The sequence below is a fragment of the Paraburkholderia silviterrae genome (assembly GCF_004353915.1).
Classification (GTDB): Bacteria; Pseudomonadota; Gammaproteobacteria; order Burkholderiales; family Burkholderiaceae; genus Paraburkholderia; species Paraburkholderia silviterrae.
This window is the reverse complement of sequence record NZ_SMRP01000021.1, coordinates 87,436-112,196: the sequence shown is the minus strand read 5'-3', so window position 1 is coordinate 112,196 and position 24,761 is coordinate 87,436. Positions and strand designations below refer to the sequence as shown.

Here is a 24,761-nt window from a genome sequence, read left to right as displayed (position 1 = left end):
GATCCACGGAAACTCACGATCGACACCGGTAAGCCCATGGACTTGACTCAGGTTACTTCTTCCGCGCAAACGAGCCGCGCCGACCGCGCGGCTGCCGCTGCGGCGCGCGACGCAACGCTCGCGCATGATCCCCACGCAGAGGCCTTCTTCGACGAACGGCCCTTCCTGCGCCGTCTCACGGCACTCGACTGGCTGTTCGCGCTGGCGCTGGTAGCGGGCGCGGGCTTCGCGCTCTCGCGCTATCACGCGCATATGAATTACTACGACAAGCTGGTGCTCTGCGGCACGGTGCCGGCGCTCGTCGTGCTCGGCTGGCGCTGGAAGCCGGCGCGCCTCCTGATGGCGGCCATCGCCGTGCTCTCGATTGGCGCGATCCAGATCTACCAGGGCGACCTCGCGCGCGCCGATCAGGCGTTCTTCCTCAAGTACTTCCTCTCGAGCCAGTCGGCCATCCTGTGGATGAGCGCGCTCTTCGTGCTCGCGACGTTCTTCTATTGGGTCGGTTTGCTCTCGCGCTCGCCCTCGGGCGGGTCGATCGGCTCGAAGCTCACGTGGGCGGCGGTGCTGATGGGCTTCGTCGGCCTGATGGTGCGCTGGTACGAGTCCTACCTGATTGGCGCGGACGTCGGCCATATTCCCATCTCGAACCTCTACGAAGTGTTCGTGCTGTTCAGCCTCATCACGGCGCTCTTCTATCTGTATTACGAAAAGCACTACAACACGCGTTCGCTCGGCGCGTTCGTGCTGCTCGTGATCAGCGCGGCCGTGGGCTTCCTGATGTGGTATTCGATCTCGCGCGACGCGCAGCAGATCCAGCCGCTCGTGCCCGCGCTGCAAAGCTGGTGGATGAAGATCCACGTGCCGGCGAACTTCATCGGCTACGGCAGCTTCGCGCTCTCGGCGATGGTGGGCGTGGCCTACATCATGAAGGAGCGCGGCGTGCTGGCGGACCGCCTGCCCGCGCTCGACGTGCTCGACGACGTCATGTACAAGTCGATCGCTGTCGGCTTCGCGTTCTTCACCATCGCCACCATTCTCGGCGCGCTGTGGGCCGCGCAGGCTTGGGGCGGCTACTGGAGCTGGGACCCGAAGGAAACCTGGGCGCTGATCGTGTGGCTCAACTACGCGGCCTGGCTGCACATGCGCCTCATGAAGGGGCTGCGCGGCGGCGTGGCCGCCTGGTGGGCGCTCACGGGCCTGCTCGTCACGACCTTCGCTTTCCTCGGCGTGAACATGTTCCTCTCGGGCCTGCATAGCTACGGCAAGCTGTAACGCCCGGTAATGGCGCGTGGTGTAACCGCAGCCGCCCACGCAACGAACTAACCGCTGGATGCCTTGCGCTCCGGCGGTTTTTTGTTGGCCAGGCGGGAAGGATTGTGGATGGCGTGCGTTTGCCCGGTAGTGGTGGGCCCCGAACGGCGCGCGGGCGCGGCGGGTCCAATCCTTGATGGATCGCCGGGACAGGAGCAACAACATGTGGATCAAGCGCAGCAGCAGGATCATCCTCAACGGCGACGACATCGCCGCGAGCGAGATCACGCCGCAAAAGGTGTATGAACAGCGCCGCCGGATCATGAAGGCAGCGGGCGCGCTTGCGCTCGGCGGTGTCACGGGAATGTTCGGCGCGCGCGATGCGTTCGCGGAATATTCATCGCCGGACCCGAAGGCGCTCAAGCTCGGCGCGAAGACCAACACGAAGTTCGTCGCGCTCGACAAGGTCACGCCCTACAAGGACATCACGACCTACAACAACTTCTACGAGTTCGGCACCGACAAGGGCGACCCTGCCGAAAATGCGCACACGCTGCGCCCGCGCCCCTGGAAGGTGAGCGTGGAAGGCGAGGTGAAGAACGCGAAGGTCTACGACATCGACGAGATTCTCAAGCTCGCGCCGCTCGAGGAGCGCGTCTACCGGCACCGCTGCGTGGAAGGCTGGTCCATTGTGGTTCCGTGGATTGGCGTGTCGCTTTCCGAGCTGATTCGCCGCGCGCAGCCTACCGGCAACGCGAAATACGTGCAGTTCATCACGCTCGACGACCGCTCGCAAATGCCCGGCCTCGCCGACCCGATCCTCGATTGGCCGTACTCCGAAGGGTTGCGCATGGACGAGGCAATGAACCCGCTCACGCTGCTCACCGTTGGCCTCTACGGCCAGGTGCTGCCGAACCAGAACGGCGCGCCCGTGCGCGTGGTGGTGCCGTGGAAGTACGGCTTCAAGAGTGCGAAGTCGCTCGTGAAGATCCGCTTCGTGGAGAAGCAGCCGCCGACGAGCTGGAATACCTACGCGTCCAACGAATACGGCTTCTATTCGAACGTCAATCCGAACGTCGATCACCCGCGCTGGAGCCAGGCGACCGAGCGGCGCATCGGCGAGGACGGCTTTTTCACGCCCAAGCGCAAGACGCTCATGTTCAACGGCTACGGCGACCTCGTGGCGTCGATGTATCAGGGCATGGATTTGCGCAAAAACTTCTGAGCTACGAGGCGGCAGTGGAGCAACCGATGGAATCGACGACCGTTTCGCCACGCGCGACGGCACGCGCTAGCGTACAGACTGCGGCAGGCGGCACGAAGAGCGAGGCGACCCCTCGCGCGGCGCAAGCGAGGCCGGCAGTCAGCGGCCCGCGCTGGCTGCCTTGGGCGAAGGGCGTGGTGTTTGTCGCGGCGTGGTATCCGCTCGCGCGCATCGTGCTCTTCGGCGTGACGGACAGGCTCGGGGCCAATCCGATCGAGTTCATCACGCGCTCGACGGGTCTATGGACGCTCGTGTTCCTCTGCATCACGCTCGCGGTCACGCCGCTGCGCCGGCTCACGGGCTGGAGCACGCTGATCCGCTTTAGGCGCATGCTCGGGCTCTACGCTTTCTTTTACGCCGTGCTGCACTTCACCACGTACATCTGGTTCGACAAATGGTTCGACGTGGCCGCGATGCTGAAGGACATCGGCAAGCGGCCCTTCATCACGGTGGGTTTCGCGGCCTTCGTGCTGCTGATTCCGCTCGCTGTCACCTCGACGCGCGCGATGGCGCGCAAGCTCGGCCGCCGCTGGCAGACGCTGCACCGGCTGGTCTATGCGATCGGCGTCCTCGCGATCCTGCATTTCTGGTGGATGCGGGCGGGCAAGCACGATCTCGTGCTGCCCAAGCTCTATGGCGCGATCATGGTTGCGCTGCTTGGCTGGCGGATCGGCGCATGGCTGGTCGTGCGGCTGAAGGCGCGTCCGGCGATGCGCCTCTAGCCGTCCGCACACGGGACGTCTCGCGGGCAACAAAACCCGGCCGGCAGAACTCGGCCAACAACGCGCAGCCAACAAAAAAGCGACGCACGATTGCGTCGCTTTTTTGCATTCAACACAAGCGCGTTGCGCCCGGCGCCGCTCAATCCGGCAGCAGGTACTCGCCGGCGAACAGTTGCTGCACCGTCTCGCGCTCGCGCGCGACGTGCACGCGCGTGCCGTCGACCATGACTTCGGCCGCGCGCGGGCGCGTGTTGTAGTTCGAGCTCATCACGAAGCCATACGCGCCCGCCGAGCGGATCGCAAGCACGTCGCCAGCCTCGATCGCGAGCGTGCGCTCGCGGCCCAGCCAGTCGCCGCTCTCGCACACCGGGCCGACGATGTCATAGGTGTGCGCGACGCTGGCGCGCTCGGTGACGGGCTCGATGGCGTGATACGCCTCGTACATGGCCGGGCGTGCGAGGTCGTTCATCGCGGCGTCGACGATCGCGAAATTCTTTTCCGCGCCGGGCTTCAGGAACTCGACGGTCGTGAGCAGGATGCCGGCATTGCCGACGAGCGAGCGGCCCGGCTCGAAGAACACCTCGCGGGTCTTGCCCGTCTTCGCGCCGTGCGCCTCGATGCGGTCGAGCACGGTGCGCACGAATTCGCCGATATCGGGCGGCGTTTCGTCGTCGTAGCGGATGCCGAGGCCGCCGCCCACATCGACATGGTGGATATGCACACCGTCCGACTCGATCTGGTCGACGAGTTCGAGCACCTTGTCGACGGCGTCGAGATACGGCGCGACTTCGGTGATCTGCGAGCCGATATGGCAATCGATGCCGACCACGTCCAGATGCGGCATGGCAGCCGCCGCGCGGTAGGTCGCGCGCGCCTCGTCGAACGCGACGCCGAACTTGTTCGACTTCAGGCCCGTGGAAATGTACGGATGCGTCTTTGCATCGACGTCCGGGTTCACGCGCAGCGAGACCGGCGCCTTCTTGCCCAGCTCGCCCGCGACGGCGTTCAGGCGGTCGAGCTCGGGAATCGACTCGACGTTGAAGCACTTCACGCCCGCTTCGAGCGCCATGCGCATTTCGTCGGGGTGCTTGCCTACGCCCGAGAACACCGTGTTCGCCGCCTTGCCGCCGGCTGCCAGCACGCGCGCAAGCTCGCCGCCCGAAACGATGTCGAAGCCCGCGCCCTCGCGCGCGAATACGTTGAGCACGGCGAGATTGCTGTTCGCCTTGACCGCAACGTGCACCGTGGCGCGGCGGCCCGCGCAGGCGTCCGCGTAGGCGTGCCATGCGGCGCTGAGCGCCGCGCGCGAGTAGACGTAGAGCGGGGTGCCGTACTGTGCGGCGAGATCGGCAGCGGACACGCCTTCGACGAAGAGCGTGCCGTTGTCACGGTGAAAAGCGGGCTGGGTCATGCGAGCGTCTGGTTGAGTCGGTGCGGGTTTCTGCTCAGGCGGCTGCTTACTGAGCCGGGGCTGAAGCGGAAGCAGGTTGCGCGCCGCTGGCGACCGCGGGCGCGGAATTCAGTTCGGCATCCGGGGACAGCGTAAGCGGCGTGCCCGACGTGTCGGGAAGCTCGCCGGCTTGCGCGCCCGATGCAGGCATTGCTGTTTCGGGCGACTGCTGCGCGTTGTCGTCGGGCTGAGTCTCGAAATTAGGCTTCTGCGGGAGCGGCGGCACCTTGGGCATGTAGAGCGGACCCTTCTGGCCGCAGCCTGCCAACGAAAGCGCGGCGACAGCGCTGATCGCGAAAGCGGCTAGAATCTTGCCGGTCGTCGATACGCGGGGCGTCCGTGCGCGCATCCTGAAATTGACACGCATAATTGTCCCTGAATGATTAACCGGTGGAGTTTAGCATGCCAGATAGTGACTACCTGAGCCGCGCGGAGGCCGTGCTGGCGGCGGTGGAGCGCGCCGTGGACGAGGCCGATGCCGACATCGAACTCGAGCGCAGCGGCAACGTTCTGACGCTCGAATTCGAGAATCGCACGAAGATCATCGTGAATCTGCAGCCGCCGATGAGCGAGATTTGGATCGCGGCGAAGGCGGGCGGGTTTCATTACCGGTTCATCGAAGGCGAGTGGCGCGATACGCGCTCGGGCACCGAGTTCTTTTCGGCGCTCACCGCCTATGCGACCGAGCAGGCCGGCGAGCCGGTCACGTTCGTGCCTTGAGGTCGCCGTGACGCCGCTGTGAATCCGACGTGAAGCGCCAAGACGCTCAACGTGAAAATGGGCACCCGAGGGTGCCCATTTTTTATGGTGGCGCCTGCGTGCTGCCGCGCCTAGTGTCCGCGGAACAGGTTCATGATGTCTTCCTTCTCCTTCGCGTTGACGTGCTCGGGCGCCGGACCCGGCTCGCCGCCCGCGCCCGAGGTCCCGCTCGACTGGGCTTCCAGTGCGGCCTGGCTGATGCCCACCGTCGATACGAAGCCGCGGCCCGGCGTGGCGTCGGCATAGTAAAGCTCGTCGCCGAGCGAGACGACGCCGTCGGGCATCGGCATCTTGTACTCGGGCACGCCGTTGAGCGCCTTTTGCATGTATTCGATCCACACCGGCAGTGCGAGGCCGCCGCCGGTCTCCTTGTCGCCGAGGCTGCGCGGATTGTCGTAGCCGATCCACGCGATGGCCGCGAGCGTGTGCTGATAGCCCGCGAACCAGGCGTCGCGCGAGTCGTTGGTCGTGCCGGTCTTGCCGCCGAGGTCGGTGCGCTTCAGGGCGTTCGATTTCGCGCCCGTGCCGCGTTGCGCGACGCTTTGCAGCAGGCTGTTCATGATGTACGCGTTGCGCGGGTCGATCGCGCGGGGCGCGTTCTGGCTGGCCACGAGCGGCTGCGCCTGCGCGAGCACCACGCCGCGCTGATCGGTGACTTCGGCGATCAGATACGGATTCACGCGATAGCCGCCATTGGCGAATACGGCATAGCCGCCCGCCATTTGCAGCGGCGTGACGAGGCCCGCGCCTAGCGCCATCGGCAGATAGGCCGGATGGCGCGCGGCGTCGAAGCCGAAGTGCGTGATGTATTGCTGCGCGTACTTCGTGCCGATATGGTTGAGGATGCGGATCGACACGAGGTTTTTCGACTTCATGAGCGCGGTGCGCATGGTCATCGGCCCGTCGAAGCCGCCGCCATAGTTCTTCGGCTCCCACGCCTGGCCGCCCGTTTCCGCGGCGCTGAAGAACAGCGGTGCGTCGTTGATGACGGTGGCCGGTCCGAGCCCCTTGTCGAGCGAGGCCGAGTAGATGAACGGCTTGAAGCTCGAGCCCGGCTGGCGCCACGCCTGCGTGACATGGTTGAACTTGTTCTTGTTGAAGTCGAAGCCGCCCACCAGCGCGCGGATGGCACCGTCCTGCGGCACGATGGAGACGAACGCCCCTTCGATCTGCGGCAATTGCGTGATCGACCATTCGCCCGCGCTGTTTCCTGAATTATTGCGCACGACGCGGATGATCGCGCCCGGCCGGATGCGCTGACTCGGCTGCGCGCGCGCGGAGAGGTTGTATTGCGCGAAGCGCAGGCCGTCGCCCTTGAGGGTGGCAGTGTTGCCGTCCATGAAGGTGGCTTGCACCTCTTTCGGGCTTGCCGCCGTGACAACGGCTGCTACGAGCTCGCCATTGTCGGGGTGCTCGAGCAGGGCGTCGTCGATGGCCTGCTCGCGATCGTCGGCGTCGTCGGGCAAGTCGATGAACGCCTCGGGCCCGCGGTAGCCGTGACGCCGCTCGTAGTCCATCAACCCTTGGCGCAGCGCGCGATAGGCGACGTCCTGATCGGCCGAATCGATGGTCGTGACCACGCTCAGGCCGCGCGTGTAGGCCTCTTCGTGATACTGGGCGTACATCATCTGGCGCACCATTTCCGCCACGTACTCGGCGTGCACGCTGAATTCCTTGCCCGCGCCCTTGACGACGAGCGGCTGCTTCGCGGCCTCGTCGTATTGCTGCTGGGTGATGTAGTGCAGCTCCAGCATGCGCTCGAGGATGTACTCCTGACGCACCTTGGCGCGCTTCGGATTGACGACCGGGTTATACGCGGAGGGTGCCTTCGGGAGACCCGCGAGCATCGCGCATTCGGCGAGCGTGAGATCTTTCAGATCCTTTCCGAAGTACACGCGCGCCGCGCTTGCGAAGCCGTAGGCGCGCTGCCCCAGATAGATCTGATTCATGTACACCTCGAGAATCTGATCCTTGGAGAGCTTCGACTCGATCTTGTAGGCGAGCAGCATCTCGTAGATCTTGCGCGTGTAGGTCTTCTCGCTGGAAAGGAAGAAGTTGCGCGCCACCTGCATGGTGATGGTGCTCGCGCCCTGCGAGGCATGGCCGTTGGTGAGCGCGACGAAGCCCGCGCGCGCAATGCCCGTGAGATCGACGCCGCCGTGCTCGTAGAAGCGCGCGTCCTCGATCGCGAGGATCGCCTTCTTGAGGTTCTCGGGCACGTCCTGGATATGGACGATGTCGCGCCGCTCCTCGCCGAATTCGCCGATCAGCACGTGGTCGCGCGTGTAGATGCGCAGCGGCACCTTCGGGCGATAGTCGGTGAGCGCGTCGAGCGAGGGCAGGTTCGGCGTGGCGACGATGAGCGCATAGCCGAGCACGAGCGCCATACAGGCGGCGGCGCCCACGATCAGCCCGAAAAAGCCGATCAGCAGCTTGAGCCACCAGGGCCGCTTGCGCTTGTGCGGCGCGGGCGGCGTGGGCGGAGGAACAGACGAGGGAGGCGGAGCTTCTTGCATACGGACACCGGAAAAACAGTCCCGCGATTATAGCCGCCCGCCCCCGGTGCGCTTTCGGAATGCTTACGCATGGTGCGTGGCGAGGCGGGATGAGGGCGGGGCGGTGGTGCCGGCGGGACGGCGGGGAGGGCCTGGACACATAGACGCACTCTAGCCCTGTCTCGCATGCGCGAGAAGATCGCCGAAGGCCCGCCATGCGTGGATTGGCCATCCGGACGAGTGTGCGCGGCACGCGCCGCTTCGCACAATTTCCCCCTGAGCGCGTCGTGAATGGTTCGCGGCGCGACGCACAAGGGAGGAATGCGATGAGCTTGCTCAATCCGTTGTTGCTGGGCGCGCGCCGTTTTGGCGCGGGTATCGACGTCGGCGCGCACGGCGTCACGCTGGTGGTCCTGAGTCAGCCGCTGTTCGGCGGCGGGCCGCTGCGCATTGAATGGCTGGGGCGCGTGCCGCTTGCGCGCGAGGCGCTCTCGGGCGCGGAGATCGTCGATCGCCCGGCGCTGGTGGGCGCGTTGCAGGAGGTGTTCGGCGCGCTTCCGCACACCTGCGCCCAAGCCTCGCTGCGTTGCGCGATGGCGCTGCCCTCGGGGGCGACGCTGCTTGCGTCCATGCCGCTCGCGCGGCTGGCGCCGGCGCCTGCTGCCGCAACTGTGCGGAGGGTGGACGCTTCGGGCCTCTACACGGAGCTCGAGCCGCTCGTGCTGGCCGAGGCGGAGCGCGTGTCCGGCATCGAGCGCACCGAGCTTGCCGTGGACTGGCGCGTCGGTCCGCTTGCGCTCGAGTGCGGCATAGCGTCCTTGCACGAGGCGCAGGTCACGATCGCGGCTACGGCGCGCGCCCATCTGGAGGCGCGCATCGAATGCGCCGCAATGGCGGGCGTCGCGTTGTGCGCGGTGGACGACGAGGCGCATGCCGCGCTGCGTGCGATGCGCCATGCGGCGGCGTTCGAGCTGCCGCCGCACGAGGCCTGGGTGGCGCTGTGGATCGGCGCGGATGGCGTGCACGGCTGGTTCGTCGCCGAGGAGTCCGTGGTGCGGACCATGCGTTTTCCGGCGCTCGAGCACGTGGATCTCGTCGAGGCCTTGCGAGATCTGGCGCAGGCCGAGGAGACGGGCTGCGCGCTCGTGGCCGGCGACCTTGCCATGCTGCGTGGCGTGCATTTTTCGCTCGCCGATATCGGCGATGTGCTCGCCTGTCCCGTGCTGCCTTTCGAATGTGCACCGCTCGCCGACGCCGACCGCCCGCTCGACGCCAATCTGCTAAACGACCCGTCCTGTGCCGTCGCATTCGGCCTCGCCATGCGCGGGGTGAGCGAATGAGCGCGGGGGCGGGCAGCGCGCACGCGGCGGCGGACAGCACGCTTGATGGGAGGGCCGTGCCCGGATCGGGCGTCGGCGGATTCAACTTGCTGCCATGGCGGCAGGGCGCAATGCGGCGCCTGCGTAGGCGCCGCGCACTCGAATGGCTGGCGGCGCTGATCGTGGGCGGCGCATGCGGCAGCGCCGCGGCTGGGTGGCAACTGCTCGAGCGCACCCGTGCGGAGGCGGCCCGCGAGGCGATGGAGGAACAGCTCGCGCGTCTCGATGCGCCACTGACGCTGGCGCGCAAGCTCGCACGCGAAGCCGATGAGCGGCGCGCCGCGCGCGCCGAGGCGCAGCAGCGGGCGAGGCCGCTCGTGCACGTTTTTGCGCTCATCGAGGCGTTGTCGCGGGCGCGCACGGAGGGCGTTGTCCTCGAGCAGCTTGCGCAGCGCGCCGAAGAAACCGAGCTGCAGGCGAGCGCGGCAGACGAAGCCGCGGCGGCCGCGTGGCTTGCACGCCTGCACGCGCTCCCAGGGATCGCGGCGGTCAACGTGCGCGAATTGAAGCGCGCGCAGGAGGGCGGGCTCGCGCGTGAGCGCGCGGGGCGCGGCGCGCCGATCCGGGTGGCGGTGCGGCTCGCGTGGAAGGGCGCGGCGGCAAACGCAGCTGGCGCAACGCGTGGCGTGAGCGCGAAGGGGGAGAAATGAATGCCGTATTTGGGACACGCGCCCGTCCGGTCGGGCGCTCACGCGCTTTGGGCCGTGTGCCTGAACTCTTGCGCGGCTGGCTGCCCTTGCACGCGTGGAGCGGCCGGCGGCGTGCCGCCATCGCTACAGCGTTTGGCGCACTGGCCGCGGGACTGATGGGCGGCGCCTGCGTGGCCCTCGATCTCGGTGGCGGGCTGGCGGCGCAATCCGCGCTGGCCGACGCCAAAGCGCGGCTCGCGGGCGCGCGGCAAACGCTGGCGCGTCTGTCGGCCTTGCAGCGCGACGCGCAGGACTGGCCGCAGCGCGTGCGCGACGGCAGCGCCGCCGGCGACATCCGCAGCGTGTCGCAGCTTGCGGCGCAGGCCGGGCTTGTGCTGATCGCGCTGGAGCCGGCGGCTTCGGGCGGTCCCCGGGCGCAGGCGTTTCGCACGACGAAGCTGGTTGCCTGGGGCAGCTTCGGACAGCTGCGTGCTTTCCTCGAAGGACTTGCGGCGCTGCCCGAGCTTGCCGTGCCTGCGGAACTCACGGTCAGACGCAGCGGCGAGGGGCTGGCGGTCTCGGCCATGCTGCAGGTGTTCGACGGATTGCCCGCCGTTGCCATTGCGCGCCGCGGCGAAGCAGGCGGCGCGCTTGCGGATCCGTTCGCAAGCCGCTTCGCTGGAGCACTGGGCGCCGCGGCGGGGCAGGGTGGTGTTGCGATGCGCCTCGCCGGCATGCTGGTGGAGCGCGGCCGAGCCATTGCCCTTGTCGAAACCGCCGAAGGCACGGTGGCCGTGCAGGCCGGTGCCACGCTTGGGGGCGCGCATGTGTCGAGCGTGGATGCGGCGCGCGTCGTGCTCGCGCTCGACGGCGCGACGCACTCCCTGACCTGGGCGGAGGACGCCAAATGAAGTGCGGACAATCGGTGCGTTTGGGCGCGGGCTTATCGTGGCGTGCACGTCGAAATTCGGCTCTTGCGGGCCGCACGAACCACTTGCTCATTTGCATGCTCGTGTTGATCGCGCAAGCCGTGGTGGTCACGCCCGCAGCACGCGGCGCCGTGCCGCCGCCGCTGCCGGCGTGGCGCCAGGCCGCCGTGCCGCTTGCTCGTTACGAGATGCCGCCGCTGCCGCCAAACGGAACGGGTGGGGAGGCCGATGCGCCGACTGGCTGGGTCGCGAATCCGTTCGTGCCTGCAAATGGCGCGGACGCCGCCTCGTTGCCGGGCGCTGCCGAGGGAGAGGGCGTCGATCCGGCGGCGTCGCGCGTGGGGCCCGCGCCTGTGCCAGCGCCAGTTGCCGGCGCCGCCCCGCCTGACGCGACTCCACCGCTTGAAGGCCCGCCCGTGCCGCTGCGCGCGCCTGCGCGCCTGAGTGGCGCGGCGCCGGGCGACGACGGCCTGCCGCCTGACCGTCCGATCTCGCTCAATTTCCAGCGCGCTGAGCTATCGGCCGTGCTGCACGCGTTCGCGCAATTCACGAAGCTGAGCATTGTGGCGAGCGAGCGCGTGCGTGGCCAGGTCACGCTGCGCCTTGACCGCGTGCCGTGGCGCGCGGCATTCGACCTGCTGCTAGTGTCGAACGGTCTCGCCATGGAACGCACCGGCCGCGTACTCTGGGTCGCGCCCGCGGCGGACCTTGCTGCGCGCGAGCGCCAGTTGTTCGAAGCGCACGCGCGCGCCGCCGAGCTGGAGCCGCTCGCGAGCCGGGCGTTCGAACTCCAGTACGCGCGCGCCGAAGACCTGCGCCGGATCCTGACCGGTTCCGGCACGCAGCGAGCGCTTTCGAAGCGCGGTGCCGCCGTGGCGGACGCGCGCACGAATCTGCTGTTCGTCACCGATTTGCCGGCGCGCCTCGCCCAGATTGCCGAGCTCATCTGGCGGCTCGACGCGCCCGCGCGCCAGGTGCTGATCGAGGCGCGTATCGTCGAAGGGGACGAAGGCTTGTCGCGCGAACTGGGCGTGCGGCTCGGACTCTACCCGACCGACCCAGACGGCGTTGCGCGCGGACTGCACGGCAGCGCGGTTGGCACGGTCTACGACTTGCCGGCGGGGCCGCTCTCCGGCTTCGATGCCGCTCAGCTCGGCCTTACGCTGTTGGCAGCACGCGCGACACGCCTGCTGGATGTCGAGCTGAGCGCGCTGGAAGCCGAGGGGCGTGGGCGGGTGGTGTCGAGTCCACGCGTCGTGACGGCCGACCGCACCAAGGCCATCGTCGAGCAGGGCACCGAGCTGCCGTATCAGGCCAAGGTCGGGCAGGGCGTCTCGGGCGTGCAATTTCGCCGCGCCACGCTCAAGCTGGAGGTCGAGCCGCAGATCACGCCCGACGGCCGCGTGATCCTCGACCTCGACGTGGCGAAGGACAGCGTGGGCGAGCAAACCGCCGCGGGGCCGGCGATCCACACCAAGCACGTGCAGACACGCGTGGAGATCGAGGACGGCGGCACGGTCTCGATTGGCGGCATCGACGCGACAGACGACCGGGACGATGTGACGCGCGTCCCGCTCCTGGGCAAAATACCGTTTTTGGGCGCGTTGTTTTCGCATCGCGCGCACCGCGACAGACGCAGCGAACTGGTCGTGTTCATCACGCCGCGCGTGGTCAGCGCGGACTAGATGGGGCGCGCGGGCATAAGTCATACATAAGACTCATGGTTTGGCCCCCAATCTGCGCAGCGCCGCACGGTCTCCTTGAAAAGGGCCGGACCGTGGGCGCCGCAGGCTCGACAACGCCGCCGCTTTGCCAGTAAGCTGCGGCACCAACCTTTCGTAGGAAACGCTGCAAGTGCGGGACGCAAACGCCAATGTATTTTTCGTAGGGCTCATGGGCGCCGGCAAGACGACCGTGGGCCGGGCGGTCGCGCGCCGGCTTGAGCGTCCGTTTTTCGACTCCGATCACGAGATCGAGGCGCGCACGGGCGCGCGCATTCCGGTGATCTTCGAACTGGAAGGCGAGGCGGGTTTTCGCGATCGCGAAGCTCACATGATCGACGAGCTCAGCGCGCGCGAAGGCATCGTGCTCGCGACGGGCGGCGGCGCCGTGCTGCGGCCCGAGAACCGCGCGGCGCTCAAGGAGCGCGGCTTCGTCGTCTATTTGCGCGCGCATCCGCACGATCTGTGGCTGCGCACGCGGCGCGACAAGAACCGGCCGCTCTTGCAGACCGAAGACCCCAAGGGGCGCCTCGAAGCGCTCTATGAGCAACGCGATCCGCTTTATCGCGAGATCGCCGACTTCGTGATCGAGACCGGCCGGCCATCGGTGAACGGCCTCGTCAACATGGTGTTGATGCAGCTCGACATGGCCGGCGTCGCTCGAACCCCGGCACGCGAGTAGGGTGTTCCTGCACGCGCCACCCATCCTGAACGAATGCCTCGCATGATTACCGTCAACGTCGAACTGGGCGACCGCGCCTACCCCATCCACATCGGTACCGACCTGATTGGCCAGACGGCGTTGTTCGCGCCGCATATCGCCGGCAAGTCGGTCACCATCGTCACCAATACCGTCGTCGAGCCGCTGTACGGCGAGAAGCTGCGCGCCGCGCTGGCTCCGCTCGGCAAGGACGTGCATACGGTCGTGCTGCCCGATGGCGAGGCATACAAGAACTGGGAAACGCTCAATCAGATCTTCGACGCGCTCCTCACCGCGCGCGCCGACCGCAAGACCACGTTGATCGCGCTGGGCGGCGGTGTGACCGGCGACATGACGGGCTTTGCGGCCGCCTGCTACATGCGCGGCGTGCCGTTCATCCAGGTGCCCACGACGCTGCTCTCGCAGGTCGATTCGTCGGTGGGCGGCAAGACGGGCATTAACCATCCGCTCGGCAAGAACATGATCGGCGCGTTCTATCAGCCGCAGGCCGTGATCGCCGACATCGGCGCACTGCGCACGCTGCCGCCGCGCGAACTGGCGGCGGGCGTTGCCGAAGTCATCAAGACGGGCGCGATCGCCGACGCCGAATTCTTCGAGTGGATCGAGGCGAACGTCGAGGCGCTCAACCGCTGCGAGCCCGAGGCGCTCGCGCACGCGGTGAAGCGCTCGTGCGAGATCAAGGCGTCGGTGGTGGCCGCGGACGAGCGCGAAGGCGGCCTGCGCGCGATCCTCAACTTCGGCCACACGTTCGGTCATGCGATTGAAGCGGGTCTTGGCTATGGTGAATGGCTGCACGGCGAGGCCGTGGGCTGCGGCATGGTGATGGCGGCGGATCTCTCGGTGCGGCTCGGCATGCTCGACGAAGCGTCGCGGGAGCGGCTCGTGCGCGTGGTGAAGGCGGCGAAGCTGCCCGTCGAGGCGCCCGCGCTCGGCGCCGGGCGCTACGTCGAGCTCATGCAGGTCGACAAGAAAGCCGAAGGTGGCGCGATCAAGTTCATCCTGCTCGAGCGCTTTGGGCAGACGCATATCGGTCGTGCGCCTGACGAGGCCGTGCAGGCGACGCTCGCCGCCACCGTGAAGGCCTGAATCTGGCGGTTCGAATCGCGGGCTGAATCGTGGCCTGAACGAGCGCGGCCTGCGCCCGCGAGGCAGCGGCCGCCCCCATTGAGATCTTTGCGGAGGAACCGTTGAGCGACACCCGCAGCGACATTCGAGGCGCATCCCCGGACAAGCGCGCAGGCAAGCGCGAAGACAGCCACGCAGGCAGCGGCGCGGGCACGGAAGCACGCGCGGAATCAGGCGTGCAAGCAGGCGTAAAAGCAGGCCTGGAAGCAGGCGCGCAAGCAACCGACCAGGCCGCCCGCGCCGACGCGCGAAGCGAGACGAACCCCGCCCATGGCGTCGGCGCGCGAGGCGGCGGCGAGGCTCCGCGCATGGACGCGGTGCTTGCCGCGTTCGACGCGGGGCTCGCGCCTTACGCGGCGCATGCCTCGCAATCGCGCGGCCGCCGGTTTGCGGAGCCGCCGCCCGCTGCGCGCAGCGAGTTTCAGCGCGACCGCGACCGCATCGTCCATTCCACGGCCTTCCGCCGGCTCGAATACAAGACTCAGGTGTTCGTGAACCACGAAGGCGATCTCTTTCGCACACGGCTCACGCACAGCCTCGAAGTCGCGCAGATCGCGCGCTCGGTCGCCCGCAACTTGCGCGTGAACGAGGATCTCGTCGAGGCCATCTCGCTTGCGCACGACCTCGGCCATACGCCGTTCGGCCATGCGGGTCAGGACGCGCTCAACGAATGCATGCGCGAGCACGGCGGCTTCGAGCACAACCTGCAGAGTCTTGCCGTCGTCGACGAGCTCGAGGAGCATTACGGCGCGTTCGACGGCCTGAACCTGTGCTTCGAGACGCGCGAAGGCATCCTCAAGCACTGCTCGCGCGAGCACGCGCGAAGTCTGGGCGAGCTGGGCGAGCGTTTCCTGCTCGGGCGTCAGCCCTCGCTCGAGGCGCAGATCGCCAACATCGCCGACGAAATCGCCTACAACAACCACGACGTGGACGACGGCTTGCGTTCGGGGCTCCTCACCATCGAGCAGCTCGCCGAGGTCGAGCTCTGGCAAACGCATTACGAAGCCGCGCGCGCCGAGTATCCGCGCATCGAAGGGCGGCGGCTCGTGCACGAGACCGTGCGGCGCATCATCAACACGTTGATCGTCGACCTGATCGAGCAGACGTGCCGCAATCTCGCCCAATACGCGCCGCAGTCGCTCGACGACGTGCGCGCCGCGCCCCCCATCGTCGCGCACAGCGAGGGGGTGGCGGAGCAGGCAGCCGTCCTCAAGCGGTTTTTGTACCGGAATCTGTACCGGCACTACCGCGTGATGCGCATGGCGAACAAGGCGCAGCGCGTCGTGAAGGGGCTTTTCGAGGCGTTTTCCGACGATCCGCGTCTGTTGCCCCCGGCTTATCAGACGCCCGACGAAGCATCTCAGCCGCGCCAGATCGCGCATTACATCGCCGGCATGACCGATCGTTATGCGCTCAAGGAGTACCGGCGCCTGTTTGTCGTCTCAGACGATGTCTGAGACGACCGCGTCCAGGCCGGCCGTGTCCAGGCCGACCGTGTCTAAGCCGACCGCATCTAGACCGACCGTGTCTAGACCAATCGCGTCAAAACCGACCGCGTCCCAATCCGCCGCGCGCGGCGCTGAGCGAAGCCTCTCTCTGGAGTCCAGACAATGAAGAACTGGCCGTATCCGCGCGTTGCCGCGCACCGCGGCGGCGGCACGCTCGCGCCGGAGAACACGCTGGCGGCGCTATGCGTCGGTGCCGGCTTCGGGTACACGATGGTGGAGTTCGACGCCAAGCTCTCGGCCGACAACGTCGCGTTCCTGCTGCACGACGACACTGTCGAGCGCACCTCAAACGGCCGTGGCGCGGCGGCGAAGTTGCGCTACGCCCAGATTGCGGCGTTCGATGCGGGCAGCTGGTGCGACCCGCGCTTCGAAGGCGAGCACATGCCGACGCTTGCCGAGGCGATGCAGTGCTGCCGCGAGGAAGGGCTGGCGGCGAACGTGGAGATCAAGCCGTGCCCGGGGCGGGAGGTGGAGACGGGCCGCATCGCAGGCGGGGAGACGGCGCGGCTGTGGCGGGCGCTGTGGCTGGATCAGGCGGCAGCGCCGCCGCTGCTTTCCTCGTTCTCGTTCGAGGCGCTCGCGGCGGCGCGCGAAGCCGCGCCGGATCTGCCGCGCGGCCTGCTGTTCGAGCGCGTGCCCGACGACTGGCGCGAGCAGACGGCGGCGCTCGGCTGCGTTTCGCTGCATGCGAGCCATCGGCATCTGGACGAGGCGCTCGTTCGCAGCATCAAGGAAGCCGGCCTTTTCATTCTCGCCTACACGGTGAACGACCTCGAACGCGCGCGCCTGCTCGCGAGTTGGGGCGTGGACACCATCTGCACCGACCGCATCGACCTGATCGGGCCGCACGCGCTCGACGGATAGCGCCGCTTCAGGCCCGCTTCACGGGCTGCTCGCGCGACCGGCTCAGGGTCGCCGAGTGCGCTAGCCCATCCATCGATGCAGACAGACAAATGAGCGGGCCGCGTCGCCAGACAAGGCTTTAGCGCAGGCGCGAGAGAATCGCGCCCGTGACCAGGGCAATGCCGCCTACGATGGCGATCGCTTGCCACGGATTCGCGTGCACGTAGTCGTCGGCTTGGGCCATGGCTGCGTCGGCGCGCTCGCGCGTGGCGGCGCGCGCGACTTCGAGGCGTTCGCGGGCGGAGTCGAGGCGCTTGCGGATGTCGGCGCGCAGCACCGCGGCGTCGGCTTGCGTGCCTTCGCTCAGCGCGGTTTCCAGTTCGGCGAGCAAATCCCGCAGTTCTTCGGCGATGTCGGCGGCTGCGCTGCGGCCGCGGCGCGCAATGCGCCGCGCGTGGCGGCCCGTGCGCGTCCAGGATTCTTCGATGGCGTCTCGCGTGTTCGGAAATGCGCTCATGAATGGCTCCGTTATTGAAAACACAGGTAGAGGGCTCGCGGCGTCCGCGCAAAAAAAGCGGGACAGGCGAGGACAGGAGTTCGAGTATTGCGCATTTCGGGTGCCCGGCGCGCCAAGGTGTGCAGGCGAAAATACGCGCGGGCCAGCCAGGCGGGCCTGCCCGGCGGTGCCCGCCCGACGGGGCTTCGCGGCCGGCGAGCGGCACTTGGGCGGCGCTTGGGCGGCAAATCGGCGCGCCTTGTTTGCGACAAATGATTACGGGGACAGCACGGATTTTCCGAGAGGCATAGAATCAAGAAAAGCCAATCGGAATGTCAGAGGCAGTCGCCGTTGAGGTAGGAGAAGGTGGGGCTGCTGGAGGCGCCGCTCTCCGTCGGGCGCCGCGAGGACAGGACGGAGAGCAGGGCGGAGGAAGGCTGCTGTGAAGCGCGCTGGCGCTCAAAACATGTAGCCGACCTTCAGGTAGGTGACGAGCGGGTTCAGGTGAATCTTGGCTTCGGAGCGCCGCTCGGTGTTCAACTGGTTGTTGACCGTGGTGTTGAACGTAGCGACCACGCTGATCGGGATATACGAGAGCGAGAAGCCAGCGAACCAGTGCTTCGTGAAGTTGTAGTTGAAGCCCACATTAAATACGGGCGCCCAGGAACGATCCGTCGAAACACTGGTCGGACCCCCAAGTACGCCTTGCTCGAATGACGGGTTCGTGATGTGCGCATCGGTGAACCAGGCGTAGGTGACACCGATGCCGGCGTAGGGACGGAATTTTGCGTCAGGCTTGTTGAAGTAGTACTTGAGCAACAGCGCCGGGCTCCACAGGCGTGCTTCGCCAACCTTGCCGAACTGGCTGAAGCTGCCGCCGCCGGAAAGATCGAACTTCGGCGGAATACCCAGTTCGGCTTCGGTTGCGATGTTGTCGGTAATGAAGTAGCCGAGGGAGAAACCTACGGTGTCGGACGAACTAATGCTTGCACCCGTGTTCGGGATAGCCATATTGACGGGCGTGCCGCCTGCGCTATCGATCTTGAGCGGGTCGCTGCTGTCCTGCGGCATGAATCGGAACCACCCCGTTGTAACGTAGAAGGTGTTGGCCGTTTGCGCGTAAGCCCCCGACATGCAGGCGAGCGCGGCGGTCGCTGCCAGCGCCTGTTTTAATTTCATATATGTGCTCCTCCATTAAAGGCCCGCTCATTATGAACACAACGTTTGCAACAAACCATAGACGACCGCTAGAGCTTTTTCCCTAAGCGCCGCGAGCTTTCCGCTCGAGCCGCGATGCCCGCGAGAACAAGGGCTGGCGCGGCCTGGCGGGCATGCGGGTATTTACTAACGTACCAGGAAAATCGAGCATGGCACGGCTTGCACGTCTTTATGTTCCCGACCAGCCGCAGCATGTGATTCTGCGCGGACTGGACCAGCAGCCCGCTTTTGTCGACGACCAGGATTACGAACTGTTCATCGACTGCCTGAAGGCGGCGGCGCGCGATCATCATCTGGCGGTTCATGCGTGGGTCCTGATGCCCGGCGCGGTGCAACTGCTCGTCACGCCCTCTGACGAATCGAGCCTTCCCAAGGCGATGCAGGCGGTCGGCAGACGCTACGTGGCGCATTTCAACCGCCGCTACGCACGGCGCGGCACGCTCTGGGAGGGGCGTTATCGCGCCACGGTCATCGAGGGCGAGCGCTTCTTCCTGCTGGCGAGCCGCGTCGTCGAGCTTGCGCCGGTGCGCAATCACCTCGTGACGGCGGCCGAAGACTACCGATGGTCGAGCTACCGGCATCATATTGGTCTCACCGTCGACAGCCTCATTACCGACCATCCGCTTTACTGGGCGCTCGGCAACACGCCGTTCGAGCGCCAGCGCGCCTATCGCGAACTCTGCGAGCAGCCGTTCGACGAGCGCGAGACCAACCAGCTCATGCAGGCCACCCTCAAGGGCTGGGTGCTCGGCAGCGACACGTATCGCGAGTGGGCTTCGCGCACGGCGAACCGGCGCGTCTCGCCGCTGCCGCGCGGGCGGCCGCGCAAGGTGCGCGAAGCGCCCGCGGCTGCAGGTGCACCGGCAGCCAGTGCGCTCGGCGCGGCAGCGACCGCTGCTGCGAGCGGCAGCGCGGCTGCGCAGAGCGCGCCCCACGCCGGCAATCAATCGAACCCTAATTATCCATCTCCAGCGGGTGCGCAGCCTGGCGCACAGTCGGGAAGCCATGCAGGCACCCACACGGGAAGTGGTTCCGGCGCAACGCCAGGGACAAATCCGGGTGGCGCAGGAGGGCATTCGTCGGGTTCGACATCGTCCGGCTCCAGTGGTGGCGCTAGTTCGTCGCCGGTACATCAGGAGCACAAGCCCGGCACTGGGACGCATTAATCCGCTTCCAGATCAAGGATTTAGGTGAGGAAACGGCATCTGCGGATGCCGTTTTATTTTGCCCCGATATGGTGCGACCCTAATAAAATAACTGTGCGATGCACCATCGTGAAAATTGGGGTCTAACCATGCAGATTTATTTGCCAGGTGCTTGATTCGTCGCGTATATTCGCCTTTCGGCTCTCCTGGACGCACAACGCGGGAAGCCAGCATCGCCCGCGCAACGCCGTACAGCGGTCACGCAAGCGGCGGGAAACTAAAAAAGTACGGAATCAACGGCCATCCTCTGGCCATTCTTGGACGGTGTCCCCATGAACGATCACCTGCAGCGCGCCGCGGTGCCCGCCGCGCAAGGTCTGTATGACCCGCAAAACGAACACGACGCCTGTGGCGTCGGCTTCGTCGCCCATATCAAGGGCAAGAAGAGCCACGAAATCATTCAGCAAGGCCTGAAGATTCTCGAGAACCTCGACCACCGGGGCGCCGTCGGCGCCGATCCGCTGATGGGCGATGGCGCGGGCATCCTGATCCAGATTCCGGACGCCTTCTATCGCGAAGAGATGGCCAAGCAGGGCGTGACGCTGCCGCCGAACGGCGAATATGGCGTCGGCATGATCTTCCTGCCGAAGGAGCATGCTTCGCGTCTCGCGTGCGAGCAGGAGCTCGAGCGCACGGTGCGCGCAGAGGGCCAGGTCGTGCTGGGCTGGCGCGACGTGCCGGTCGACCACGCCATGCCGATCTCGCCCACCGTGAAGGCGAGCGAGCCGCTGATCCGCCAGATCTTCATCGGCCGCGGCAAGGACGTGATGGTGACGGATGCGCTCGAGCGCAAGCTCTACGTGATCCGCAAGACCGCGAGCCACCGCATCCAGGCGCTCAAGCTCAAGCACGGCAAGGAATACTTCGTGCCGTCGATGTCGGCTCGCACGATCGTCTACAAGGGCCTGCTGCTCGCCGGTCAGGTTGGCGTGTACTACCGCGATCTCCAGGACGAGCGTGTCGTTTCGGCGCTCGCGCTCGTGCACCAGCGCTTCTCCACGAACACCTTCCCGGCGTGGGAGCTGGCTCACCCGTACCGCATGATCGCCCACAACGGTGAAATCAACACCGTGAAGGGCAACGTGAACTGGCTGAACGCCCGTACCGGCGCGATCGCCTCGCACGTGCTCGGCGACGACCTGCCCAAGCTCTGGCCGCTGATCTATCCGGGCCAGTCCGACACCGCCTCGTTCGACAACTGTCTCGAACTGCTCGTGATGGCGGGCTACCCGCTCGTGCACGCGGTCATGATGATGATCCCGGAAGCGTGGGAGCAGCACACGCTGATGGACGAGAACCGCCGCGCGTTCTACGAATACCACGCCGCCATGATGGAGCCGTGGGACGGCCCCGCCGCGATCGCCTTCACCGACGGCCGCCAGATCGGCGCGACGCTCGACCGTAACGGCCTGCGTCCGGCGCGCTACATCGTCACCGACGACGACCTGGTCATCATGGCCTCGGAAGCCGGCACGCTGCCGATCCCCGAATCGAAGATCGTCAAGAAGTGGCGCCTGCAGCCGGGCAAGATGTTCCTGATCGACATGGAGCACGGCCGCATCATCGACGACAAGGAGCTCAAGGACAACCTCGCCAACGCGAAGCCCTACAAGAGCTGGATCGACGCCGTGCGCATCAAGCTCGACGAGATCGAGCCGAAGGCCGAAGACGTCGCAACGGCGCGCGCCGAAGCCGCCGCGCTGCTCGACCGTCAGCAGGCGTTTGGCTACACCCAGGAAGACCTCAAGTTCCTGATGGCGCCGATGGCGATGTCGGGTGAGGAGGCTGTTGGCTCGATGGGCAACGACTCGCCGCTGGCGGTCATGTCCAACAAGAACAAGACGCTCTTCAACTACTTCAAGCAGCTGTTCGCCCAGGTCACGAACCCGCCGATCGACCCGATCCGCGAGAACCTGGTGATGTCGCTCGTGTCGTTCATCGGCCCGAAGCCGAACCTGCTCGACACCAACAACATCAACCCGCCGATGCGTCTCGAAGTGTCGCAGCCGGTGCTCGACTTCAAGGACATCGCAAAGATCCGCGCGATCGAGCAGTACACGGGCGGCAAGTTCAGCTCCTATGAGCTGAACATCTGCTACCCGGTGGCCTGGGGCAAGGAAGGCATCGAGGCGCGTCTCGCTTCGCTGTGCGCGGAAGCCGTCGATGCGGTCAAGTCGGGCTACAACATCCTGATCGTCTCGGACCGCCGCGCGGACCGCGATAACGTCGCTATTCCCGCGCTGCTCGCCACCTCGGCCATCCACTCGCATCTCGTGCAGCACGGTCTGCGCACGAGCACGGGTCTCGTCGTGGAAACGGGTTCGGCGCGTGAAACGCACCACTTCGCGCTGCTCGCGGGTTTTGGCGCGGAAGCCGTGCACCCGTACCTCGCGATGGAAACGCTCGCGCAGATGGCGCAGGGTCTCAAGGGCGATCTGTCGTCGGACAAGGCTGTCTACAACTTCACCAAGGCAGTGGGCAAGGGCCTGCTCAAGGTGATGTCGAAGATGGGCATCTCCACGTACATGTCGTACACGGGCGCGCAGATCTTCGAAGCGGTCGGCCTCGCGGACGACCTCGTGCAGAAGTACTTCAAGGGCACGGCATCGAAGGTGGGCGGCATTGGCCTCTTCGAAGTGGCCGAAGAAGCGATCCGTATGCACCGCGACGCGTTCGGCGACAACCCGATCCTCGCGAACATGCTCGACGCGGGCGGCGAGTACGCCTACCGCGTGCGCGGCGAAGACCACATGTGGACGCCGGACGCGATCGCCAAACTCCAGCACTCGGCTCGCAGCAACTCGTACCAGACGTACAAGGAATACGCGCACCTCATCAACGACCAGACGAAGCGTCACATGACGTTCCGCGGCCTGTTCGAGTTCCACTTCGACCCGACGCGCGCGATCTCGATCGACGACGTCGAGCCGGCCAAGGAGATCGTCAAGCGCTTCGCCACGGGCGCGATGTCGCTCGGCTCGATTTCGACCGAGGCGCATGCCACGCTCGCTGTCGCGATGAACCGCATCGGCGGCAAGTCGAACACCGGTGAAGGCGGCGAAGACGAGAAGCGCTATCGCAACGAATTGCGCGGCATTCCGATCAAGAACGGCGACACGATGCAGTCGATCATCGGGCCGGAAGTCGTCAAGGACATCCCGCTGAAGGATGGCGACTCGCTGCGCTCGAAGATCAAGCAGGTCGCGTCGGGCCGCTTTGGTGTGTCGGCGGAGTATCTGTCGTCGGCGGACCAGATCCAGATCAAGATGGCGCAGGGCGCGAAGCCGGGCGAAGGCGGCCAGCTGCCGGGCCACAAGGTTTCGGAGTACATCGGCAAGCTGCGTTACTCGGTGCCGGGCGTGGGCCTCATCTCGCCGCCGCCGCACCACGACATCTACTCGATCGAAGACCTGGCGCAGCTCATTCACGACTTGAAGAACGTGAACCCGGTTTCGTCGATCTCGGTGAAGCTGGTCTCGGAAGTGGGCGTGGGCACGGTGGCAGCGGGCGTCGCCAAGGCCAAGGCCGATCACGTCGTGATCGCCGGCCACGATGGCGGCACGGGCGCCTCGCCGCTCTCGTCGCTCAAGCACGCCGGCACGCCGTGGGAACTCGGTCTCGCCGAAACCCAGCAGACGCTCGTGCTCAACCAGCTGCGCGGCCGCATTCGCGTGCAGGCCGACGGCCAGATGAAGACGGGCCGCGACGTGGTGATCGGCGCGCTGCTCGGCGCCGATGAATTCGGCTTCGCGACGGCGCCGCTCGTCGTGCAGGGCTGCATCATGATGCGCAAGTGCCATCTGAACACCTGCCCGGTCGGCGTCGCCACGCAAGATCCGGTGTTGCGCGCGAAGTTCTCGGGCCAGCCCGAGCACGTCGTCAACTTCTTCTTCTTCATCGCTGAAGAAGTGCGCGAAATCATGGCGCAACTGGGCATCCGCAAGTTCGACGATCTCGTCGGCCGCTCGGATCTGCTCGACACCCGCAAGGGCGTGGAGCACTGGAAGGCGAAGGGCCTCGACTTCTCGCGCGTGTTCTATCAGCCGCAGGTTGCCGTTGAAGTCGCTCGCAAGCACGTCGACACCCAGGATCACGGCCTGGACCGCGCGCTCGATCACACGCTGATCGAGAAGGCCAAGGCCGCGATCGAGAGCGGCGAGCACGTCTCGTTCATCCAGCCGGTGCGCAACGTGAACCGCACGGTGGGCGCGATGCTCTCGGGCGTGGTCGCGAAGAAGTACGGTCACGACGGTCTGCCCGACGACTCGATCCATATCCAGTTGAAGGGCACGGCGGGCCAGAGCTTCGGCGCGTTCCTCGCACGCGGCATCACGCTGGACCTGGTCGGCGACGGCAACGACTACGTGGGCAAGGGCCTCTCGGGCGGCCGCATCATCATCCGTCCTACCAACGATTTCCGTGGCAAGTCCGAAGAAAACATCATCTGCGGCAACACGGTGCTGTACGGCGCGCTCGAAGGCGAAGCCTTCCTGCGCGGCGTGGCGGGCGAGCGCTTCGCGGTGCGTAACTCGGGCGCGACGGCCATCGTGGAAGGCACGGGCGACCACGGCTGCGAGTACATGACGGGCGGCACGGTGGTCGTGCTCGGCGAGACGGGCCGTAACTTCGCCGCCGGCATGTCGGGCGGCGTGGCCTACGTCTACGACCCGGACGGCACCTTCGCCGGCAAGTGCAACAAGTCGATGGTCGCGCTCGATCCGGTGCTGCAACAGGCCGAGCAGGAGCGCACCGTGGACCGCGCGCTGTGGCACACGGGCCAGACCGACGAAGCAATGCTCAAGGGACTCGTCGAGCGTCACTTCCAGTTCACCGGCTCGCCGCGTGCGAAGGCGCTGCTGGAAAACTGGGATGCGGCGCGCCGCCAGTTCGTGAAGGTGTTCCCGACGGAATACAAGCGCGCGCTGGGCGAGCTTGGCGCGAAGAAGGCGAACCAGGAAGAACTGGCCGCTTGACTCGCTAACTGAGCCACAACGACGACATCAAGACGAAGGAGCGCCCGCCGCGCGATCTGAATACGCGGCGGCG

17 protein-coding genes and 2 pseudogenes are annotated in these 24,761 nt (G+C 66.5%); 14 read left to right on the top strand and 5 right to left on the bottom strand.

All coding sequences use genetic code 11. From position 1 onward, the window contains the following. The first annotated feature begins 36 nt into the window (after positions 1-36). The 3 genes from ccsB to msrQ all read left to right on the top strand — a co-directional run bounded on the left by ccsB (position 37) and on the right by msrQ (position 3,237). A complete protein-coding gene (ccsB, locus tag EYW47_RS30240; RefSeq protein WP_133198505.1) occupies positions 37-1,272 on the top strand; it encodes a c-type cytochrome biogenesis protein CcsB in 1,236 nt (411 codons plus the stop codon). Between the two features lie 202 nt (positions 1,273-1,474). Next, positions 1,475-2,476, top strand: a complete 1,002-nt coding sequence (gene msrP, locus EYW47_RS30235; protein ID WP_133198504.1) for a protein-methionine-sulfoxide reductase catalytic subunit MsrP — start codon at positions 1,475-1,477, stop codon at positions 2,474-2,476. Between the two features lie 26 nt (positions 2,477-2,502). Then, a complete protein-coding gene (gene msrQ / locus EYW47_RS30230) occupies positions 2,503-3,237 on the top strand; it encodes a protein-methionine-sulfoxide reductase heme-binding subunit MsrQ (protein WP_133198503.1) in 735 nt (244 codons plus the stop codon). 139 nt (positions 3,238-3,376) lie between these two features. On the opposite strand, the gene lysA is transcribed toward msrQ, so the two are convergent. Next, the gene (gene lysA / locus EYW47_RS30225) at positions 3,377-4,648 is read right to left on the bottom strand and encodes a diaminopimelate decarboxylase (protein ID WP_133198502.1); all 1,272 of its coding nucleotides are present in this window, start codon (positions 4,646-4,648) and stop codon (positions 3,377-3,379) included. A gap of 46 nt (positions 4,649-4,694) precedes the next feature. Continuing rightward, positions 4,695-5,054 carry an LPS translocon maturation chaperone LptM gene (gene lptM / locus EYW47_RS30220; protein ID WP_133198501.1) on the bottom strand — a complete coding sequence of 120 codons (360 nt, stop codon included), beginning with the start codon at positions 5,052-5,054 and terminating at the stop codon, positions 4,695-4,697. A gap of 35 nt (positions 5,055-5,089) precedes the next feature. Here lptM and cyaY point away from each other — a divergent pair, with 35 nt between their 5' ends. Continuing rightward, positions 5,090-5,407: an iron donor protein CyaY gene (gene cyaY / locus EYW47_RS30215; protein WP_133198500.1), complete on the top strand. Its 318-nt coding sequence runs from the start codon at positions 5,090-5,092 to the stop codon at positions 5,405-5,407. Between the two features lie 110 nt (positions 5,408-5,517). Here cyaY and EYW47_RS30210 read toward each other — a convergent pair whose 3' ends face one another. Beyond that, positions 5,518-7,962 (bottom strand): penicillin-binding protein 1A, encoded by a 2,445-nt coding sequence (locus tag EYW47_RS30210; protein WP_133198499.1) that lies wholly within the window; start codon positions 7,960-7,962, stop codon positions 5,518-5,520. A gap of 305 nt (positions 7,963-8,267) precedes the next feature. Here EYW47_RS30210 and pilM point away from each other — a divergent pair, with 305 nt between their 5' ends. From pilM to ugpQ, 8 genes and pseudogenes are all read left to right on the top strand, one after another. Beyond that, on the top strand, positions 8,268-9,281 hold the full coding sequence (pilM, locus tag EYW47_RS30205; protein ID WP_133198498.1) for a type IV pilus biogenesis protein PilM: 1,014 nt from the start codon (positions 8,268-8,270) through the stop codon (positions 9,279-9,281). A 110-nt stretch (positions 9,282-9,391) separates the two neighbouring features. After that, complete coding sequence (locus EYW47_RS30200; protein WP_133198497.1) at positions 9,392-9,970, top strand: PilN domain-containing protein; 579 nt, start codon at positions 9,392-9,394, stop codon at positions 9,968-9,970. Between the two features lie 56 nt (positions 9,971-10,026). Further along, complete coding sequence (locus EYW47_RS30195; RefSeq protein ID WP_133198496.1) at positions 10,027-10,860, top strand: hypothetical protein; 834 nt, start codon at positions 10,027-10,029, stop codon at positions 10,858-10,860. A gap of 95 nt (positions 10,861-10,955) precedes the next feature. Beyond that, entirely contained in the window at positions 10,956-12,563 is a 1,608-nt protein-coding gene (locus tag EYW47_RS30190) for a type IV pilus secretin PilQ (RefSeq protein WP_240763980.1), read from the top strand. A gap of 163 nt (positions 12,564-12,726) precedes the next feature. Then, positions 12,727-13,281, top strand: coding sequence for a shikimate kinase AroK (gene aroK / locus EYW47_RS30185; protein WP_133198494.1), 555 nt, complete (start codon positions 12,727-12,729; stop codon positions 13,279-13,281). A gap of 33 nt (positions 13,282-13,314) precedes the next feature. Continuing rightward, on the top strand, positions 13,315-14,406 hold the full coding sequence (gene aroB, locus EYW47_RS30180) for a 3-dehydroquinate synthase (protein ID WP_133198493.1): 1,092 nt from the start codon (positions 13,315-13,317) through the stop codon (positions 14,404-14,406). Between the two features lie 359 nt (positions 14,407-14,765). Further along, positions 14,766-15,902: pseudogene (locus tag EYW47_RS30175) on the top strand (deoxyguanosinetriphosphate triphosphohydrolase); the annotation flags it as partial. A gap of 153 nt (positions 15,903-16,055) precedes the next feature. After that, a complete protein-coding gene (gene ugpQ, locus EYW47_RS30170) occupies positions 16,056-16,817 on the top strand; it encodes a glycerophosphodiester phosphodiesterase (protein ID WP_133198492.1) in 762 nt (253 codons plus the stop codon). 118 nt (positions 16,818-16,935) lie between these two features. Here the strand turns inward: ugpQ and EYW47_RS30165 are convergent, their stop codons facing one another. Both EYW47_RS30165 and EYW47_RS30160 read right to left on the bottom strand, forming a co-directional pair. Beyond that, positions 16,936-17,313, bottom strand: coding sequence for an ElaB/YgaM/YqjD family protein (locus EYW47_RS30165; RefSeq protein ID WP_133198491.1), 378 nt, complete (start codon positions 17,311-17,313; stop codon positions 16,936-16,938). A 438-nt stretch (positions 17,314-17,751) separates the two neighbouring features. Further along, positions 17,752-18,471: an OmpW/AlkL family protein gene (locus EYW47_RS30160; protein WP_133198490.1), complete on the bottom strand. Its 720-nt coding sequence runs from the start codon at positions 18,469-18,471 to the stop codon at positions 17,752-17,754. Between the two features lie 188 nt (positions 18,472-18,659). On the opposite strand from EYW47_RS30160, the pseudogene EYW47_RS30155 reads away from it, so the two are divergent. Both EYW47_RS30155 and EYW47_RS30150 read left to right on the top strand, forming a co-directional pair. After that, positions 18,660-19,349, top strand: a pseudogene (locus tag EYW47_RS30155) (transposase); the annotation flags it as partial. A 638-nt stretch (positions 19,350-19,987) separates the two neighbouring features. Beyond that, on the top strand, positions 19,988-24,688 hold the full coding sequence (locus EYW47_RS30150; RefSeq protein ID WP_133198489.1) for a glutamate synthase-related protein: 4,701 nt from the start codon (positions 19,988-19,990) through the stop codon (positions 24,686-24,688). Positions 24,689-24,761: the final 73 nt, after the last annotated feature.